The organism is Mesorhizobium sp. NZP2077 (assembly GCF_013170805.1).
In the GTDB taxonomy this organism is placed as follows: Bacteria; Pseudomonadota; Alphaproteobacteria; order Rhizobiales; family Rhizobiaceae; genus Mesorhizobium.
In genome coordinates this window covers 3,246,866-3,265,325 of the sequence record NZ_CP051293.1, presented here as the reverse complement: position 1 = coordinate 3,265,325, position 18,460 = coordinate 3,246,866, and the positions used below count along the sequence as shown (strand labels likewise).

The 18,460-nt window shown below is 63.3% G+C and carries 18 protein-coding genes; 6 read left to right on the top strand and 12 right to left on the bottom strand.

Going from position 1 to position 18,460, the window contains the following annotated elements; translation table 11 throughout:
• Window positions 1-201: 201 nt before the first annotated feature.
• Together HGP13_RS16220 and HGP13_RS16215 are read left to right on the top strand one after the other, a co-directional pair.
• Entirely contained in the window at window positions 202-1,188 is a 987-nt protein-coding gene (locus HGP13_RS16220) for a sulfate ABC transporter substrate-binding protein (protein WP_172227189.1), read from the top strand.
• A gap of 249 nt (window positions 1,189-1,437) precedes the next feature.
• Window positions 1,438-1,887 (top strand): Rrf2 family transcriptional regulator, encoded by a 450-nt coding sequence (locus HGP13_RS16215; RefSeq protein WP_172234741.1) that lies wholly within the window; start codon window positions 1,438-1,440, stop codon window positions 1,885-1,887.
• Window positions 1,888-1,970: 83 nt separating this feature from the next.
• Here the strand turns inward: HGP13_RS16215 and HGP13_RS37930 are convergent, their stop codons facing one another.
• Entirely contained in the window at window positions 1,971-2,198 is a 228-nt protein-coding gene (locus tag HGP13_RS37930) for a hypothetical protein (protein WP_246707410.1), read from the bottom strand.
• Here HGP13_RS37930 and HGP13_RS16210 point away from each other — a divergent pair.
• Complete coding sequence (locus HGP13_RS16210; RefSeq protein ID WP_246707409.1) at window positions 2,179-3,201, top strand: hypothetical protein; 1,023 nt, start codon at window positions 2,179-2,181, stop codon at window positions 3,199-3,201. The two genes, HGP13_RS37930 and HGP13_RS16210, sit on opposite strands and share 20 nt — an antisense overlap.
• Here HGP13_RS16210 and HGP13_RS16205 read toward each other — a convergent pair.
• The 9 genes from HGP13_RS16205 to HGP13_RS16165 all read right to left on the bottom strand — a co-directional run bounded on the left by HGP13_RS16205 (window position 3,196) and on the right by HGP13_RS16165 (window position 13,144).
• A complete protein-coding gene (locus HGP13_RS16205; protein WP_172227185.1) occupies window positions 3,196-3,744 on the bottom strand; it encodes a gluconokinase in 549 nt (182 codons plus the stop codon). The genes HGP13_RS16210 and HGP13_RS16205 overlap by 6 nt on opposite strands.
• A 2-nt stretch (window positions 3,745-3,746) precedes the next feature.
• Window positions 3,747-4,733 carry an ABC transporter permease gene (locus HGP13_RS16200; RefSeq protein ID WP_172234740.1) on the bottom strand — a complete coding sequence of 329 codons (987 nt, stop codon included), beginning with the start codon at window positions 4,731-4,733 and terminating at the stop codon, window positions 3,747-3,749.
• Between the two features lie 14 nt (window positions 4,734-4,747).
• Entirely contained in the window at window positions 4,748-5,728 is a 981-nt protein-coding gene (locus tag HGP13_RS16195) for an ABC transporter permease (protein ID WP_172227183.1), read from the bottom strand.
• Entirely contained in the window at window positions 5,725-7,272 is a 1,548-nt protein-coding gene (locus HGP13_RS16190; RefSeq protein ID WP_172227181.1) for a sugar ABC transporter ATP-binding protein, read from the bottom strand. The genes HGP13_RS16195 and HGP13_RS16190 overlap by 4 nt, the downstream gene beginning before the upstream one ends.
• 80 nt (window positions 7,273-7,352) lie before the next feature.
• Window positions 7,353-8,480: a sugar ABC transporter substrate-binding protein gene (locus HGP13_RS16185; RefSeq protein WP_172227179.1), complete on the bottom strand. Its 1,128-nt coding sequence runs from the start codon at window positions 8,478-8,480 to the stop codon at window positions 7,353-7,355.
• A 309-nt stretch (window positions 8,481-8,789) separates the two neighbouring features.
• Entirely contained in the window at window positions 8,790-9,818 is a 1,029-nt protein-coding gene (locus HGP13_RS16180) for a LacI family DNA-binding transcriptional regulator (RefSeq protein WP_172227177.1), read from the bottom strand.
• 134 nt (window positions 9,819-9,952) lie between these two features.
• A complete protein-coding gene (locus tag HGP13_RS16175; protein WP_172227175.1) occupies window positions 9,953-11,182 on the bottom strand; it encodes an MFS transporter in 1,230 nt (409 codons plus the stop codon).
• A 185-nt stretch (window positions 11,183-11,367) separates the two neighbouring features.
• Complete coding sequence (locus HGP13_RS16170) at window positions 11,368-12,144, bottom strand: FadR/GntR family transcriptional regulator (protein ID WP_172227172.1); 777 nt, start codon at window positions 12,142-12,144, stop codon at window positions 11,368-11,370.
• Window positions 12,145-12,247: 103 nt separating this feature from the next.
• Complete coding sequence (locus HGP13_RS16165; protein ID WP_172227170.1) at window positions 12,248-13,144, bottom strand: NAD(P)-dependent oxidoreductase; 897 nt, start codon at window positions 13,142-13,144, stop codon at window positions 12,248-12,250.
• Window positions 13,145-13,212: 68 nt separating this feature from the next.
• Here HGP13_RS16165 and HGP13_RS16160 point away from each other — a divergent pair, with 68 nt between their 5' ends.
• Window positions 13,213-14,202, top strand: a complete 990-nt coding sequence (locus tag HGP13_RS16160) for an NAD(P)-dependent oxidoreductase (RefSeq protein WP_348647137.1) — start codon at window positions 13,213-13,215, stop codon at window positions 14,200-14,202.
• Between the two features lie 20 nt (window positions 14,203-14,222).
• On the opposite strand, the gene HGP13_RS16155 is transcribed toward HGP13_RS16160, so the two are convergent.
• Together HGP13_RS16155 and HGP13_RS16150 are read right to left on the bottom strand one after the other, a co-directional pair.
• Window positions 14,223-15,005 carry a FadR/GntR family transcriptional regulator gene (locus tag HGP13_RS16155; RefSeq protein WP_172227167.1) on the bottom strand — a complete coding sequence of 261 codons (783 nt, stop codon included), beginning with the start codon at window positions 15,003-15,005 and terminating at the stop codon, window positions 14,223-14,225.
• Window positions 15,006-15,187: 182 nt separating this feature from the next.
• Complete coding sequence (locus HGP13_RS16150) at window positions 15,188-16,177, bottom strand: substrate-binding domain-containing protein (RefSeq protein ID WP_172227165.1); 990 nt, start codon at window positions 16,175-16,177, stop codon at window positions 15,188-15,190.
• A 487-nt stretch (window positions 16,178-16,664) separates the two neighbouring features.
• On the opposite strand from HGP13_RS16150, the gene HGP13_RS16145 reads away from it, so the two are divergent.
• A complete protein-coding gene (locus HGP13_RS16145; RefSeq protein WP_172234739.1) occupies window positions 16,665-17,405 on the top strand; it encodes an ATP-binding cassette domain-containing protein in 741 nt (246 codons plus the stop codon).
• A gap of 36 nt (window positions 17,406-17,441) precedes the next feature.
• Window positions 17,442-18,440 (top strand): ABC transporter permease, encoded by a 999-nt coding sequence (locus HGP13_RS16140; RefSeq protein ID WP_172227163.1) that lies wholly within the window; start codon window positions 17,442-17,444, stop codon window positions 18,438-18,440.
• Window positions 18,441-18,460: the final 20 nt, after the last annotated feature.

Below are 18,460 nucleotides of genomic sequence, written 5' to 3'. Positions count from 1 at the left end.
ATGTGTATCTATTTGTCACCTTCGTCAGGGGCTGAAGGCGATCGGCCGAGACTCCACTTGAAAGAAAATCCTACGATCCGCCTGTTCGGGCAACGGTTTTTCTAGCAAGGAGCGCCAAGCTCTGGAGCCCATGCCTCGCCCTGCCCCCTGCGCCACGGTTATGGTCTGGAGATAAACGCATTGCATCCGGAGCTTTTTTTCATGAAGCGATTTTTCCTCGGCGTTGCCACTGTTGCCGGCCTGTTCCTCGCGTCCTCCCAAGCCTGGTCGGCCGACAAACTGCTCAACGCCTCTTATGACGTCGGCCGCGAATTGTTCGTCCAGGTAAACAAGGCCTTCGTCGCCGGGCATCCAGGCGTGAGCATCGACCAATCGCATGCCGGCACCTCGGCGCAGGCGCGCGCCATCGCCGAGGGCCTTGGCGCCGATGTCGTCACCTTCAACCAGGTCACCGACATCGACTTCCTCGTCAAGAAGGGGTTTGTCTCGGCCGACTGGCAGAAGGATTTTGCCAACAACGCCTCGCCCTTCTATTCGCTGCCGTCCTTCCTCGTCCGCGCGGGCAACCCCAAGCACATCAAGGACTGGAACGATCTGGTACGCGACGACGTGCAGGTGATCTTCCCCAATCCGAAGACATCGGGCAATGCGCGCTACACCTATCTGGCGGCCACCGCCTACGCCAAGGAAGCCTTCAAGGGCGATGATGCCAAGGTGAAGGAGTTCATCACCAAGCTGTTCAACAATGTGCCGATCTTCGACACCGGCGGACGTGCCGCGACCACCACCTTCGTGCAGCGCGAAATCGGCGACGTGCTGATCACCTTCGAATCCGAGACGCGCGGCATCCGTAAGGAGTATGGCGACGACAAGTTCGAGCAGGTCACGCCCTCGGTCAGCCTGCTGGCGGAATTCCCGGTGGCAATCGTCGACAAGGTCGCCGACGAGCACGGCACCCGCGATCTGGCCAAGACCTATCTCGATTTCCTCTACACGCCCGAGGGCCAGGACATCCTGGCCCAGAACGGCAACCGTGTGCGCGACGCAGCCGTCGCCGCCAAATACAAGGCCGATTTCCCCGAAGTGCGCCTGCTGACGGTGGAGGACGTCTTCGGCGGCTGGGACAAGATCCAGAAAGAGCATTTCACCGCCGGCGGCCTGCTCGACCAGGCCTATGGCAGCCGCTGACGGCTTCAGCATACAAAGAACAGATGAGGGAAAGCCGGCAACAAGCCGGCTTTCTTGGTTTTTGCCATCAGCCAACCCGAATACGGCGCCATCCCTGCAAAACGTTACAAAGAATCAACGCGTTTGTGCCTAACGTGCCATTTGGCGTCTTGTTTTCGCGAAATGCCTTCGCGCGGCGAAATCGTCATTATTTGCACACAAACAGCCGCCAGATGCGGGTGGTTGGGGCTTTTATGGGTTGACTCGGGCATGCTGACAAAAAAAGGCAAATACGGCCTCAAGGCCCTCGTGCATCTTTCCGGCCTTCCGATTGGCCAATTGGCCTTCGTCAACGACATCGCGGTCGCCAACAACATCCCGAAGAAATTCCTCGATGCCATTCTGGGCGAGTTGCGCAATGCCGGCTTCGTGCAGAGCCGCAAGGGCAAGGAAGGCGGCTATCGCCTCGCTCGCCCGGCCTCCGAGATCAAGATCGGCCATGTCGTGCGCGTGCTGGACGGGCCGCTGGCGCCGATTCCCTGCGCCAGCCGCACGCAGTACCAGCGCTGCGAGGATTGCGACGAAGCCACCTGCCAGGTCCGGCACATGATGCTGGAAGTGCGCCAGGCGATCGCCGAGGTGCTGGATAACAGAAGCCTCGCCGCCATGCGCGATGCCGACAACGACGATTTCCCGGTCGAGCTGTCGTCGCAAATCTAATGCATGTCGCCCAAAAGGGACCTCGGTTTTGGGAGAACGACATGCGTAACAACAAAGATCCAAAGCGCATCGCATGACGCGCTTTAGATCCACGGCTGGCGATCGGCGCTCATCACTGTAAGATTGCGCGATGCGCGCAGGCGCATTGCAGCAACAGGAACGATGGACGCCCGCGGGATGAGGCTGTCGAAGTTCGCGAGATCCCGAAAAACTGCCCCCAGGCCAACCGCCACGGCCAGATTCCAGACTGAGATCATCGCCGACGTCCCCGTGCCGGAAAGGGCTGAGGACGTGCGCTTCTTCAGCCGCAAGGTGGTCCACCCCGGCAAGGTGCGCCGGTTCTCGAACCAGGACCTGCGCGAAAGCGCGATGGCTCTCTTCTATCTCCTGGTCGCGGCTTCAGTGCCGGTGCGCTGGTGGGCATCGATCTGCGATCGGATGTCCAGGTTTCGCCTGAAGCGCCATATGCGCAAGCAATTTCCAGGCTATGCCGCCGCGACGCACGCAGTGCTTGGCAAGGATATCGATCCGCGCGGCCTGTTCGAGGCATTGCTCGCGGCGCGCCATCGCCGCCGGCTGCAGCTTGCCGCACACCTCGCCGGCTTCCGATGGGTGCCGACAATCCGGCTGGAAGGACAGGAAGGACTGCACGCAGCGTTGCGGCGCGGCCATGGCGCCATCGTCTGGTGCGATCAGTTCACCTCCCAGACCATCTTCGGCAAGCGCGCCCTGCACGAGGCCCGCATCGAGGCACACCAGGTGAGCGTCAATTCCCACGGTGTCTCGGAATCGATGTTCGGTCTGCGTTTCCTGAACCAGCCGCTGGTCAAGGTCGAGAACCGCTACCTCAAAAGCCGCATCGTCTTCGAGCGCGACGACGCCTATCAAGTCACCATCCGAATCCAGAAGATTCTGAAGCGCAATGGCGTGGTGCTGATGACCAACACCATCCACGCAGGCTCGACCTTCACCGAGGTCGCGCTCGGCGAAAGCGGCTGGACGCATCTTGCCTCGGCGCCAGCGAATTTCGCCGCAAGGGGGAAGGCGGCGCTGTTCGCCATGTCGACCTTCGAGACCGTTCCCTTCCGCGAATACCGGGCCGTCATCAGCCCGGAGCTGTTGCCGGTTGAAGCGCAGATGGGACGGGACGGAGCCAAGGACATGGTGCTGCAGGCACGCTACATCCTGCTCAAGCGTGACCGGTTGCTCGAAGCGCTGAAACTGTTTCCCGAACAGATGCTGATCTGGTCCGGCAGCCGGCGGATGACCGAAGCCTCGGACGAGGCCCTGATCGGCGACGATACCGGCTCATGACGTGGCCCGCAGCCGCATCGCATCGCCAACGACATCGGCAACGGGTCGCGTCGCGTCGATTGTCAGGGCCCGCTCATCCCTCCCTGGCGGCTCCAGAATGGCGAATTGGCTGTCGACCAGGCTTGCCGGCATGAAATGACCCTTGCGGCTGGCAACGCGCCGTCGCGCAGTGGCAGGATCGATCTCCAGGTAGAGGAAGACGATGTCAGAGCAAAAACCGCGCAGCCGTTCGCGATAACTGCGCTTCAGCGCCGAGCAGGCCGCGACCACGCCCTGCCCTTTGCCGACCGATGCCGCGATGCGCTCGCCGATGGCGTCGAGCCAGCCTTCGCGCAACTGGTCGGTGAGCGGCTCGCCGCTGGCCATGCGCGCTACATTCTCTGGCGGATGGAGCCGGTCGCCCTCGATGAAGACGGCGTCGAGGGCGGCCGCCAGCGCGATACCGACAGCCGACTTGCCACAGCCGGCGACCCCCATCACCACGATGGCCGGAGGCACTGAACCGGGAGCGCCCGTTGGCGCTTGCGCTGCCTCTTCGTCCACTGTCAGCGGCTTGCCGGCGCGCGGCCATAGAGCAGCAGCATGGCGACGATGACGACGCCATAGATGATCTGCCGGCCCGCCTCCGGCATCTGCATGACCGACAGGATGGATTGCAAGAGCGTGATCAGGATGACGCCGGCGACGGTGCCGAGATAGGAGCCGCGCCCGCCGAGGATCGAGGTGCCGCCAAGCACCACAGCCGCGATCGACGGCAAGAGATAGGCATCGCCCATCGACTGCGCCGCCTTGGATGCATAGCCGGCCAGAAGCACGCCGCCGAAGGCGGAGAGCCCGCCGGAGACAGCGAAGGCGATCATCACCACACGCCTTGTGTCAATGCCCGATAGATAGGCGGCGCGCTCGCGGTTGCCGATGCCATAGACGGTGCGGCCGAAACCGGTGCGGGTCAGCACGAACACCATTGCCGCGCCGATGACAGCCCAGATGATGACGGCGTTGGGCACGCCCGGAATGGCAAAGCCGGTGGCAAGGTAACGCATGGCGGGGGTCGCCGAATCCTGTGGCGAGAAACCGCCGGTATAGACCACCATCAACCCTTGCGCGACGGCGTTGGTGGCGAGCGTGATGATCATCGAGGGAATGCGCAGATAGGCGACGCCGATGCCGTTGACGATGCCGATCAGGACGCCGCAGAAGATGCCGAACGGAATAGCCAACACCACCCCGGCCGGACCGTAGGCGGCCGCAGCGCAGGCCATCATCGCCCCGGCCGCCACCGACCACGGCACCGACAGGTCGATCTGGCCGAGCAGGACGACCAGCATCATGCCGGTAGCAATGACGCCGAGGAACGAAGCGACCTTGAGCTGCTGCAGCAGATATTCAGGCGACAGGAAGCTTCTGGAATAGAGACTGCCGAGGAACAGCAACAGGACGATGCAGGCAAAGGCCGTCAGCACCGCCGGATCGGCGCGGCGGATGAACTTCGGCATGCGGCCGGCAATGCCGCCGTCGCTTTTCCCAACCATCGGCGTCGTTTCGCTCACAGGAACCACTCCAGCCGGTTGCGGACCCGAAACAGGGCGAAGGCGCCGAGACTGACGGCGATCAGCAGGATAACGCCCTGGAACAGCGGCTGCCAGAGCGGATCGAAATCAAACACGAACAACAAATCACCGATGGTACGGAAGGCAAGAGCGCCGAAGATGGCGCCGATGGCGCTGCCCTTGCCGCCGAACAGCGAGACGCCGCCCAGCACCACGGCGGCGATCGAGAACAGCGTGTAGGCGTTGCCGCTGGCATAGGCCGCGTCACCCGTATAGGTGAAGAAGGTGAGGAACAGCCCGCCGATCGCGGCCAGCAGCCCGGCCAGCGTGTAGGCGGCGAACTTGCCGCGCCTTATCGGCACGCCGGACATGTAGGCCGCCGTCTCCGAAGACCCAGCCGCATAGGCAGCGCGGCCAAGCACCGAGCGGCTGAACGGCACCCAGATCACCAGCACGATGGCCAGCAGCACGACGAGGCTCGCCGGCACCACATCGAACACGCGACCGGTCATCGCATCGGCCAAATCCTCATTGACCGAACCGCCAGGGAAGGGCCGCAGCAAAAGGCCGATGCCGTAATAGACCGCCCCGGTGGCGATGGTGGCGACGATCGGCTGCAGCCGGCCGTAGATGACAATGGCGCCGTTGATGGCGCCACAGAGAAGGCCAACCGCCAGCACGGCGATGACGCCGAGCCCCGTCTGCATCGGCGTGCCCACCACCAGCCAGGAGGCCAGGCAGTTGGTGAGGAGAAAAATCATGCCGACGGACAGGTCAATGCCGGCGGTGATCACCACCAGTGTCTGCGCCATGGCGACGAAGGCGAGCAGCACGCCCTTGTTCGCCGCCGTCTGCACCACATTGGCGGTGAAACCGGCCGGATGGTTCGACGTGTAGATGACGAACATGACGATGAAGATGCCGAGCGCTAGCAGCGTTCCGCGCTGCTCGGCCAGCCAATAGCGCCAATCCTTCACGCTTCTGCTCCCAGGCCCACGGGGCTCTCCTCGCCATGGATGTTGAGGGCGCTTGAAATCAGCGCCCGCTCGGTGATCTCGGCGCCGACCAGCTCGCGCTTGACGGCGCCGTCATAGAGCACCAGCACCCGGTCGCAGCAGCCGATCAACTCGTCATAGTCGGTCGAATAGAACAGGATCGCCGCCCCGGCATCCGCCAGCTTGCGCATCAGCTGGTAGAGTTCCTGCTTGGTGCCTACATCGATGCCACGCGTCGGATCGTTGAGCAGGATGATGCGCGGCTGGCGCATCAGCCATTTGGCGATGACCACCTTCTGCTGGTTGCCGCCCGACAGCGCGCCGACCGGAATGTCGAGGCCCGCCGTCTTGATCGCCAGAAGGCCGACCATGTCGTCGATCAGCCGCTGTTCGGCGGCGCGGTCGATGATGCCGCCCCTCGACAGCCGGTCGAGCGCGGCGAAGGACAGGTTTTCGCGCACCGTCATCGGCAGCATCAACCCTTCGGTCTTGCGGTCTTCCGGGATCAGCGCCATGCCGATGCCGTCCTGCCGCGCCTTGGCCGGACTGCCGATCTTCACCGGCTTGCCGTCGATCAGCACCTCGCCGGAAAGGCCGCGCAGCACGCCGAAGAAAGCGAGCAGCAATTCACGCTGGCCCTGGCCGTCGAGACCGCCGAGGCCGACCACCTCGCCTGCCCTGACGGTCAGCGAGATCTTGTCCAGCCGATCGGTCCACGACAGCTTGCGGGCTTCAAGCCTGGGTGCAGCTGTGGCTGGCACGGTCGCCGGCTTGGGCGGGAAGATGTGACTGTATTCGCGGCCGATCATCAGTTCGACCACCTCATTGTCGCTCTTCGAGCCGGCCTTGTAGCTGGCAACGTTGCGGCCGTTGCGGAACACCGTGCACTGATCGGCGAGTTCCGCGATCTCGTTCATGCGGTGCGAGATGTAGAGCAGCGCCAGCCCTTCCGAGCGCAGCCGCTTCAGCACGCCAAAAATGTTCGAGACATCCGCCGCGGTGAGCGCGGATGTCGCCTCGTCGAGAATCAGGATGCGCGGCTTCCTGGCCAGCGCCTTGGCGATCTCAACCATCTGCCGGCGCGACAAGGGCAAGTCCTTGACCAATGCCAGCGGATGGATGTCTGCAGCCCCCGCGCGCGCCAATGCCTCCTCGGCGATGCGGCGCTGCGCCTTGCGGTCGATCATGCCGAAGCGTTTGGGCGGGTCTGATATGACGATGTTGTCGGCGACGCTGAGTTCGGGAACCAGCGACAGTTCCTGGAAGATGCAGACGATGCCTGCCTTGTTGGCGGCAGCCGGCGAAGCGAAGGTCACCTCGCGGCCATCCAGCATCATGCGGCCTTCGTCGGCCGCGACGACGCCCGCCATCACCTTGATCAGCGTCGACTTGCCGGCGCCGTTTTCGCCAAGGATGGCGTGGATGCTGCCGGACGTGACGACAAGCTCCGCCTTTTCCAGCGCTCGCACGCCGCCATAGCGTTTGGATATGCCTTCCATCTGGAAGAGCGGAACCGCACCGTCCATCGGCCCTCCCGAGGCACTTTGACGACCAGGGATTCGAGTGGCCGGCGCCGCAGGAGATCCCACGGCGCCGGGTGTGCAGCCTACTGGTCAGCCTTGGTCTGACCCATGATTTCCTGCGCCGTGAAATTGATGCCGCAGGTCGGGAAGGAATTGCCGACGAAGAAATTGTCGGACTGGTCGGGGAAGAAATCCTGACCAGCCTTGAAGTTGGGATCCTCGACGATCGCCAGCGGCAGCTTGACCGACTGTGGAACGACATTGCCTTCAAGCGCTGCGATCGCCGTCTTGATGGCAACCGCCACTTGCGCCGGGCCGGTACCGGCTGACGAGCATTTCAACCCGTCGGCCGCGTGGGCCGCGCAGAACTTGCGGAAGCCGTTCTCGGTCTCGCCGCCGAACGGCACGAACGGATGCTTGGCATCGATCATCGCCTGCACGATGCCGGTGTCACCGCCCTGTCCAGTGACGCCGTCGAAGGGGCCGTTGGTGGCGATCGCATCGGCCGAAGCCTTTTGCGCAACGCCGTCATCCCACTTGCCGACGACCTCTGTGACGGCCCATTTCTTGCCGGAGGCGTCGAGAACTTCGTGGATGCCATTGTGGCGGTCGGTGTCGACAGACGTCCCGGCAACGCCGCGCACCTCAAGCACCTTGCCGCCATTCGGCACATGCGAAACCAACCACTTGCCCCACAGCTCGCCAAGGCCTTTCTGGTCGACGTTGACGTTGATGGCGTCCTTGGTGTCGAGAATGTTGTCGAAGGCAACCAGCACGACGCCGGCCTCCTTGGCGCGCTTGATCACCGGCCCGAAGGCGGTCGGATTCTGCGCGTTGACGACGATGGCGTCATAGCCGGAATCGATGAAGTTGTTGATTGCCGAAATCTGCGCCGGCACGTCTTCGCCGGTCGAGACGACCTTGAATTCCTTCAGCTTCGCGGCGACATCCTTCTGCGCCGCATAGGCCTTCGCCGTCTGCACCATCTGGATACGCCAGGTGTTGGCGATATAACCGTTGGCGAGCGCAATGCGGTATGGGCCGGCCTTCTTGGGGAACTTGAAGAACAGCGTGTCCGCGGCCCAGGGTGAGAAGCAATCTGGCTCGGCCGCCGGGCCCTTGACGATTTCAGGGCCCGCGGCAATCGCCGAAGAGCTCAACATGACGAATGCAGTGGCGGCAACGATGCCACCAACGAGTGACTTGATCATCGATAATCCTCCCGATTGCAGTTCTGATTTGTCGGTTCAGTTTTTGTGGAATTTTCGCGTTTCTGGGCGGCTCCTCCGCCTTGCCCAGTCGCGCCTGCCAGGTGCCGAAGACCTCTGCGATCCCTCCCCTTGCCGCCCCCCTTCAGCGGCGTGAAACCTATCATATTATACATAATAAACAAGCATGAGCTGTTGCTTATGTATAATAAACAGGCTCGGCGTCTAAGCGACGATGCCAGCTCAATGAAAATGGTAGCGCTACCATGACGTTGTGTAAAGCGCCATTTGCGGGCGGTCTCGAAAGCATGTTCAGCGAGCCGTGCTCTCGCGGCGCTTGAGCTCGAAGCCAAGGTCGACGATCCGCTCTTGCGGCCTGGCGCCGGCGATTGCCGCCAGCGCCATGGCGACCGCGCGCCTGCCGATTTCGTAGCGGTAGGTGCGGATGCTGGTGATCGAGGGAAACGCCACCTGCATCATGTCGAGATCGTTGAAGCCGACGATGCCGATGGTTTTCGGCACGTCGATCGCGGCCCGATGGCATTCGAACAGCACGCCGAGCGCGATGTCGTCATTGTTGCAGAAGACACCGTCGAGCGTCGGCATCTTGGCCAGTGCGTCGCGGAACAGTTCACGCCCGAGCGGCACGCTGGACAGCACCGGCGTGGTGGTGACCAGGCGCGGGTCGAACAGGCCGGCTTTCTCCATCGCCGCGCGGTAACCGGCCAGGCGCCGCTGCGAGCGCGGGTCCATGCGCGCGCCGATAAAGCCGATGCGGCGGTAACCCGCCTCGATGAGGTGCTCGGTCGCCGTCCTGCCACCGTCGAAATGCGAGAAGCCGACCAGCATGTCGACGGGATCAGGCCCTGTCTCCATCACCTGGACCACCGGGCAACCGGCATTCTCCAGCAGTTTTCGCGAGGTCGGCGTCTGGTCGATGCCGGCCACGATGAGTGCCGCCGGCCGCTGCGAGCCGAAAAGCTGCAAGAGCCGCTCTTCCTCGAGGCCTGAATAATGCGTGTTGCCGAGCTGGATGCGGAACGGGCCGTCCGACAGGCTGTCATAGATGCCGCGGACCACTTCGGCGAAGACGTTGTTGGTGAGCGACGGCACCAGCACGCCGAACACTTCGGCACGCGCCGAGGCCAGCGCCCGCGCATTGGGATCCGGCACATAGCCAAGCTCGTCGACGGCTGCCTGGATCTGGCGGCGCAATTCTTCAGAGACACGCTCCGGCTCGCGCAATGCGCGCGACACGGTGATGGCGCCGACGCCGGCCTTGCGCGCGACATCCGATATGGTCGGGCGGCCGCCGCCCCGGCGCGAGCGTGGCTTGATCAAGGCCACTGCCCGCAGTCGCCGAACCGCGTCCGCAATACGATTATCTCAGCTGTCGCCATCTCTCACCGGCCTGCTGCCTCACCCCTTGGCCCCTGGGGTCGCGCAGTGCCTGCCGCTTGTCAAGCCGAGGTGCCTCAGGCTGCCATGACGGCCCTGTCCCTTGCCTTCCACATGAACAGCCCGACGGCCAGTATGTTCAGCAGATTCCAGGCGATGCCGTTGAGGAAGGCGGCGGCGTAGGAACCGGTCAGGTCGTAGATCCAGCCCGACATCCAGCCGCCGATCGCCATGCCGAAAATCGTCGCCATCATGACGATGCCGATACGCTGGCCGGCCTCCTTGGCCGGCAAGTATTCACGCACGATGATCGCATAGCAAGGCACGATGCCGCCTTGCGACAGGCCGAACACCAGCGACACGACATAGAGCGAGGCGAGCCGGTCGAACGGGATGTAAAACAGCAGCGACAGGCATTGCAGCACCGAACCGATGATCAAGGTTTTAGCGCCGCCGATGCGATCGGCGATAAAGCCGGAGGCAAGCCGGCTGACGACACCAGCCGCCATCATGATCGACAGCATGTCGGCGCCATGCGCAATGCCGTAGCCGAGATCCATGCAATAGGCGACGATATGCACTTGCGGCATCGACATCGCCACGCAGCAGCCGAGGCCGGCGATGACCAGCAGCACCTGCAATGCCGCAGGCGACATCGGAATCGGCTGCACTGGCCGGCTTCCCGGCGAGCCGGCGGCTGCCGCATCCGGGGCACCGCGGCGCAGCAGCAGCACCAGCGGCACCATGGTGACCAGGCAGAAGATGCCGATCGCCGCATAGGTGAAACGCCAGCCTTCCGCCTTGATCAGCGTCGGCATGATGGTGGGCCAGAGCGCGCCGGCGAGATAGTTGCCGGCGGCCGCCGCCGTGACGGCAACGCCACGCCGACGGTTGAACCAATGCGAGATATCGGCGATCAGCGGCCCGAAGATCACCGACGTGCCGACGCCGATCAGTACCCCCTGGGCAAGGGTGAATTGCAGGATCGAGGTCGACAGCGCGGCAAGCAGGAGGCCTGCGGAGAGCGCAACGGAAGAAATCAGCGCCGGGATCCAATAACCCATGCGATCGATGGCGCGGCCGACCAGCACATTGCCGGCGGCAAAGCCGACCATGGTTGCCGTGTAAGGCATGGATGCCGCGGCGCGGTCGACACCGAACTCCGCCTGCACGGCGGGCAGCACAACGACGACGGCCCACATGCCGACCGCGCCGATCGTCGCCAGCACCATCGAGATGGCCAGCCGCATCCAGGCGTAGGAGCTGTCGATGCCGGGGCTCGGCCGGCTCAAGTCGGTTCGGGTCAAAGGCGTTTCCTGTCGACAGTCTCGAAAACCGGCTGCCGTTTGCGCCACTATCGGCGCATTCTGAGGACGCAGCAGCGCCACGGCGGGCAAATCCGTGGCTCCAGACCCGAAGTATGTGCAAAGACCTACCGCCGGGATCGCGCGCAAAATAGCCGGAGCAATCCTGCCGCGGGCTGATTGGTTGTCTAACGCGACTTGATCACATGGTCGGTGTTGGCCAGCAATTTCCGCACCGCGGCGCGCGCGGCATCCGGCCGCTGCAGGCGGATGTTCTTCTCGATCGCCTCATGCAGCTTCTGCGCATGATTGAGATCGTCGACCGCCCGCGTCGTATAGGCGAACAGGTGATCGAAGGCGGATTCGATCAGCACGCCGAGCGGCACCAGCAAATCGTTGCCCGAGGCGCGTAGGATGGCAAGATGAAAGCGCGTGTCGGCGCGGGTGCGCTCCTGCAGGCTGGTCGCCTCGCCCATCTCGAGGCAGGCCTGGCTGATCTCGGCCATCTGCTCGTCGGTCCGCCGCATGGCGGCGAAGGCGGTCGCCTCCGGCTCGATAATGTGGCGGAACTCCTGCACCGTTTTCAGGAACACCTCGCGGTCGGGCGACGTCGCATACCAGGCGAGCACGTCGCGATCGAGCAGGTTCCAGCGCTCCTTCGGCTCGACCCAGCTGCCGATCTTGGGGCGTGAGGCCAGCAGGCTCTTGGCCATCAGCATCTTGATCGCTTCACGCACCGCCGAACGGCTGACGCTGAAGGTCTCCGACCACTTTGCCTCATTGGGCAATATGGTGCCGGGCGGATAGTCACCGCGCACGATCCGCAGGCCAATCTCGCTGGCCAGCGACGTGTGCACGCTTGAGCCCGGAATGCGCGCCGCACCAGCCCGGCGAACACCGGCCGGGCGCTCGGCAGCGGCCGCCTTTTTCGGCGATTTTTCCTTGTTCGGCTTCGCGTCCCGCATACGCCTCAGAAAGGCCGGTTTACGGAAGCTGTCAAGCACCACCGAACGGTTGAGCCGCAAAGCGCGTCGCTATGCACAGCCCAGCCCGCGTCTGCCTGCTAGCTCAGGCGGTTTTGACGTATTTGCGCCAGCTATGCTCCGGGCGGAAACCCAGCATGTCGCGTGCCTTGCGGTTCGACAGCAGCGTCTCGTATTCGCCGAGTTCGGCCTTGACCGGCACGTTGGGATAGAACCGCTTCAGGAGTTCGGCCGTCGGCAGATCCGACGAAGTGTCCTCATTGGCGGCGTTGAACACCTGGTAGCCGAGCCCGTCCTTCTCGACGGCACGCAACGTGATCTGGCCAAGATCGCGCGCGTCGATGTAGCTCCAGGCGATACGCTTGCGGAAACCGGGATCGGCGAACCATTTCGGGAACAGCGAATATTCGTGCGGCTCGATGACATTGCCGATGCGCAAGGCATAGATGTCGGTGCCATTGCGCTGCGCGAAGGCACGTGCCGTCTTCTCGTTGACGACCTTGGACAGCGCATAGCTGTCCATCGGGTCGACGTCATACGCCTCGTCGAGCGGGAAATATTTGGGATCGCGCGGCTCGTTGGCGAACACCAGGCCATAGGTCGTCTCGCTGGAGGCGATGATCACCTTGCGGATGCCGAGCTTCACTGCAGCCTCGATGACATTATAGGTGCCCATCGCATTGATGCGGAACACCTCATTGTCTGGCGTGATCATGATGCGCGGGATGGCGGCGAAATGCACCACCGCATCCACCGGCTGCGGACGCAGCGACGGGTCGAATTCGTGCAGGCCCATATAGCTCGACAGCGCGTTGAACACCTGGCCGCTATCGGTGATGTCGGTGATCAGCGTGCGCACCTTGGGATTGTCGAGCGGCTTGGTGTCGATGTTGAGCACCTGGCAGCCCTGCTCGACAAGATATTGCACGACGTGACGCCCAGCCTTGCCGCTGCCGCCGGTGAACATGATCCGCTTCGTCATTCTGGTCTCCATGACAGGCTCTGGAATTCCCGTCTATTGTCAGACAATATTGCTTTCTGCAACCGTATATGGCTAAAACGGCGGCGCAATTATCGATAATCCGGGATAGGAACGACGACATGAACACCACCGCCGCGCGCGAAAAGATCGGCTTCATCGGCCTTGGCCTGATGGGGCACGGCATCGCCAAGAACATCGTCGACAAGGGCTATCCCCTGACATTCCTTGGCCGCAAGAACCGCAAGCCGGCGGAGGATCTGCTGGGCCGGGGCGCCAAGGAGGCAGCCACCTCGCGCGATGTGGCCGTGGCATCCGATATCGTGTTCATCTGCGTCACCGGTTCGCGCGAAGTCGAAGCCATCATCCGCGGCCCCGGCGGCCTCAAGGAAGGTTTGAAGAAGGGCTCGGTCGTCGTCGATTGCTCGACCTCCGACCCGGTCTCGACCGTGGCGCTCGCGGCAGAACTGAAGGAGGTCGGCGTCGACTTTGTCGATGCGCCGCTGAGCCGCACGCCAAAGGAAGCCTGGGAAGGAACGCTCGATGCCATGGTCGGCGCCCCCGACGCTCTCTTTGCCCGGATCAAGCCGGTGATCGAAACCTGGGCCGGCCGCATCGTCCATATCGGTGACACCGGCGACGGCCACCGCATGAAGCTGCTCAACAATTTCATCTCGCTTGGCTACGCCGCCATCTATTCCGAAGCATTGGCCTTGGCTGAAAAGGTCGGCATCTCGCCGCCGCGTTTCGACAGCGTCATCCGCAACGGCCGCATGGACTGCGGCTTCTACCAGACCTTCATGCGCTGGACGCTGGAAGGCGACCGTGACGCCCACAAATTCACCATCGCCAACGCCTTCAAGGACCTGACCTATCTCGAGTCCATGGCGGGTGCCGCCGGCATCGCCAACCCGCTCGGCAATGCCACCAAGAATTCCTTCGCCGGCGCCCATGCCACCGGTCCGACCGAGCAGTTCGTACCGATGCTGGCAACGCATATCGCTGAGGTGAACGGCGTCGACCTGATGCCGATGAAGGACGGCAAGAAGCAGACGATCTGAAGCGCGAACGGCCGGCCGGTCTACCGCCGCCGGCTTCCGATCCCCTCATCGGTGTCGGCGAGCAGCTTGTGCACGGCATTGCGGGCCGCTGCGGGACGCTGCAGGCGGATGGCCTTCTCGATCGCCTCATGCAGTTTCTGCGCTCGCCGCTGGTCGCCGACCTGTCGCGTGGTGAAGACGAAAAGATGGTCGAGCGCGGACTCGATCAGCACGCCGAGCGGCACCAGAAGGTCGTTGCCCGAGGCCCGCAGGATGGCGAGGTGGAAGCGCGTGTCGGCGCGGATGCGTTCCGGCAAATTCGCCGCCTCGCCCATCTCACGGCAGGCTAGGCTGATCTCAGCCATCTGCTCGTCGCTGCGTCGCATGGCGGCAAAGGCCGAGGCTTCCGGTTCGATGATGTGGCGGAACTCCTGCACGGTGCGCAGGAACGCTTCGCGGTCGGGTGCGGTCGCGTACCAGGCAAGCACGTCGCGGTCGAGCAGGTTCCAGCGCTCCTTCGGCTCGACCCAGCTGCCAATCTTGGGGCGCGATGCCAAAAGGCTCTTGGCCATCAGCATCTTGATCGCCTCGCGCACCGCCGAGCGGCTGACATTGAAAGTTTCGGCCCATTTGGCCTCGTTGGGCAGGATACTGCCGGGCGGATAATCGCCGCGCACGATCCGCAGGCCGATCTCGCTGGCGAGCGAGGTATGGACGCTGGACCCGACAAAGTGCGCCGCATCCGCTCTGCGCACGACCGCCGGACCGCTGCTGGCCTGCGCCTTGGCCCGGCTGGCTTGTTTGTTTGCCTTCTCGTCCGGCATCCACGTTCCAATAGGTCGGCCCGTCAGTCGCCCGGATCGATCCGGAACTGCACGGCACCGATCCTGTTGCCGAAAATCCAAACCACGGACGCGTTAAGGCCGGAGCCTGTTGCCCCTCGCCACGGCGTCTCGCTCAGGAATTGACGGGGCGCCCGTCAGCCGAGCGCCCCGGATCGAAAGACTTACTTCTGGATACAGGTGTCGACCGTGTCCTTGGTGCATTCGTCGAGACCGGTGAACACCGGATCGGCGACCTTGGTGCCCTTGATGAGATCGATCATCACCGAAGGCGCCTTGTAGCCCATTTCGAACGGCCGCTGGCCGACCAGCGCGGTGACAAGGCCGTCCCTGGCGATCGCCACTTCGTCGCCGATCGTGTCGGCGGCACCGATGACGAAGTCGTTCTTGGCCAGCCGGTCCTTCAGCGGTCCGACCAGGTCGCGATAGGGCTGCGGCGCGCCGAACAGCGGCCAGCCGCCCATGATGCCGAAAGCATCGAGCTTGGGGTTGGCGGCGAGGATGTCGGTCATCGCCTGCACGCCCTTGGCGCCATCGTCATTGGTGAACACTGGGCAGCCGGCGACTTCGGTCCAGCCGCCTTCGCCGGCAAGTGCCGCGAGGCCTTCCTTGCCCGACAGCGCGTCACGCATGCCTTGCGCGCGGCGCAGGATGTTGTCGGCTGCAGGGTTGCCCTCGATGGTGCAGATCGTTCCGCCCTTCGGCTTGCCCTTCTTGATGTACTCGCCGATCTTCTTGCCCATCAGATAGTTGTCGGTGCCGAGATAGGTCTTGCGCAGGGCTGCGTCTGCCTTGGCAAGATCGGCGTCGATGGTCATTATCGGGATCGTCGGATTGGCGGTCTTGATCGTCTGCGCGATCAGCGGCGCGTTGGACGGCGAAATCGCCATCGCCACCGTGTCGGCCTTGCTCAGCATATCCTGGACGATCTGCGCCTCGCCGGCCTCGTCGGAAGTCGATGCCGGGCCGGTGTAGAAGCATTCATATTCCGAGCTGGCGTTTTCCTTGTTCCACTTCTCGCAGCCCTGGTGGATGGCTTCGAAGAACGGATTGTCGAGACCTTTCACCACGATGACGAGTTGCTTCTTGGCCAAAGCCGGCCCGGCGCCCAGCGCCATGGCGGCGACGGCAGCGAGCAAAACTGTTTTCCTCATATCAGTCCTCCCTTGGAAACAGACGGACACGGCGTGCCCGCCACACAGACCAACCCGGGGGCGATGACAGAGGATCGTTATGCGAGCGCTCGTGTCACCAAGCCGGGTCGATAAGCATTTTCAGTTCGGTCAGCCAAATCCAGCGCGGGCTGGCAAGGACCGACAATTGTCCACCAGACCTCGCACGGCAAACCGGCAACAGGGTCGGTGGAGTACTCCTCCAAGGCTCAGCTAATAACGGCGCGAAGCCAACGTCAATGCCATTTGTCCTACAAAACGGATTTTTCGAAATGGCAAAACCTGCGTCGCGGATGTCGCCTACCTTATTTCTCCGACAATTGCCGGTTCTTATTCGTCTGACAATTGACGCCCGCGCGGGCATTTGCGTAAATGCCGCCATCGCCGTTTCCGGGAGGAGCTGGGGAGAGCGATGCGAACGCCGCACCCTGTCCTGGGCATGCGGCAGACACGGGGAGGCAATAGGCTGGTGGCGGTTCTCGAACTCACCAATATCTCGAAGCATTTCGGCGCCATCCAGGCGGTCAACGACGTGTCGCTGTCGATCGAGCCCGGCCAGGTCGTCGGCCTGATGGGCGACAACGGCGCCGGCAAATCGACGTTGGTCAAGATGATCGCCGGCAATTTCCGGCCGAGCCATGGCTCGATGCGCATGGATGACAAGGAACTGATCCTGCACAAGCCGGTCGAGGCGCGCCAGCACGGCATCGAGATCGTTCACCAGGATCTGGCGCTCTGCAACAATCTGACCGCGGCGGCGAACGTCTATCTCGGCCGCGAATTGCGGCGCGGCGTCGGTCCGTTCCGCATCCTCGACTACGCCTCCATGTACAAGCGCGCCGGCCAGATTTTTGCCGAGCTGAAGTCCGAAACCCGGCCGCGCGACCTCGTCAAGCAGATGTCCGGCGGCCAGCGCCAGGCGGTGGCGATCGCCCGCACCAGGCTGTCGCAGGCCAAGATCGTGCTGATGGACGAGCCGACGGCGGCGATCTCGGTCAGGCAGGTCGCCGAAGTGCTGAACCTGATCCGCCGGCTGCGCGACCAGGGCATATCAGTCGTGCTGATCAGTCACCGCATGCCCGACGTCTTCGACGTCGCCGACCGCGTCATCGTCATGCGGCGCGGTCGCAAGGTGGCCGACAAGACGATTGCGTCGAGCTCGCCCGAGGAAGTCACCGGGCTGATCACCGGCGCCATCGAACAGGTTTGATTCTCAAGCGTTTTCTCTATGGGATAAAGGTCGACGATGGCACTGACAATTGACCAGCCGATCGTGCAAAAGCAGCAATCCTTGCTGACAAGGATGTTCGCCAGCCAGACCTTCTGGGTGGTGATCGCCGTGATCCTCGCCTGCCTGTTCCTGTCTTTTGCCACCGACGCCTTCGCCACCTCGAAGAACCTCTACAACATCACCCGCAATGTCACCTTCGTCGCCATCATCGCGCTCGGCATGACCTTCGTCATCATCACCGGCGGCATCGACCTGTCGGTCGGTTCGGTGCTGTGCCTGTCGTCGATGGTGCTGGCCGTCACCATGCATGCCGGCTACTCGATCGAAATCGGCATCCTGGCCTCGATCGCCACCGCGCTCGCCATTGGCGCCTTCAACGGCATCCTGATCGCTTATATCGGCTTTCCGCCCTTCGTGGTGACGCTTGGCATGCTGTCGATCGCCCGCAGTCTGGCCATGGTTGCCTCCAACAACACCGTCGTCTTCCAGTTTGGCCCGGACCACAACAAGCTGCTGGCGCTTGGCGGCGGTGCCTGGGTATTCGGCATCGCCAATCCGGTGCTGTACACCATCATACTGGCGCTGATCACCGGTTTTACCCTGCGCTGGACCAAGTTCGGCCGCCACATCTTCGCCATTGGCGGCAATGAGCACGCGGCAACGCTGACCGGCGTCCCGGTGAAGCCGATCAAGGTCGCGGTCTACATGATCTCGGCGCTGGCGGCCGGCATTGCCGGCATCATCCAGACCGGTTGGCTGGGTGCGGTGACCACCAATCTCGGCACCGGCATGGAGCTGCAGGTCATCGCCGCGACCGTCATCGGCGGCGCCAATCTGGCCGGTGGCGTCGGCACCGCCTTCGGCGCCATTGTGGGTGCTGCCCTCATCGAGGTGATCCGCAACAGCCTCGGCCTGCTTGGCATCAACGCCTTCTGGCAAGGTGTCTTCATCGGCGGCGCAATCCTCCTTGCCGTGCTGTTCGACCGAATCCGCAACTTCCGCCGCAGCGATTGAGTGCCGGTCGTCGCCGAAGC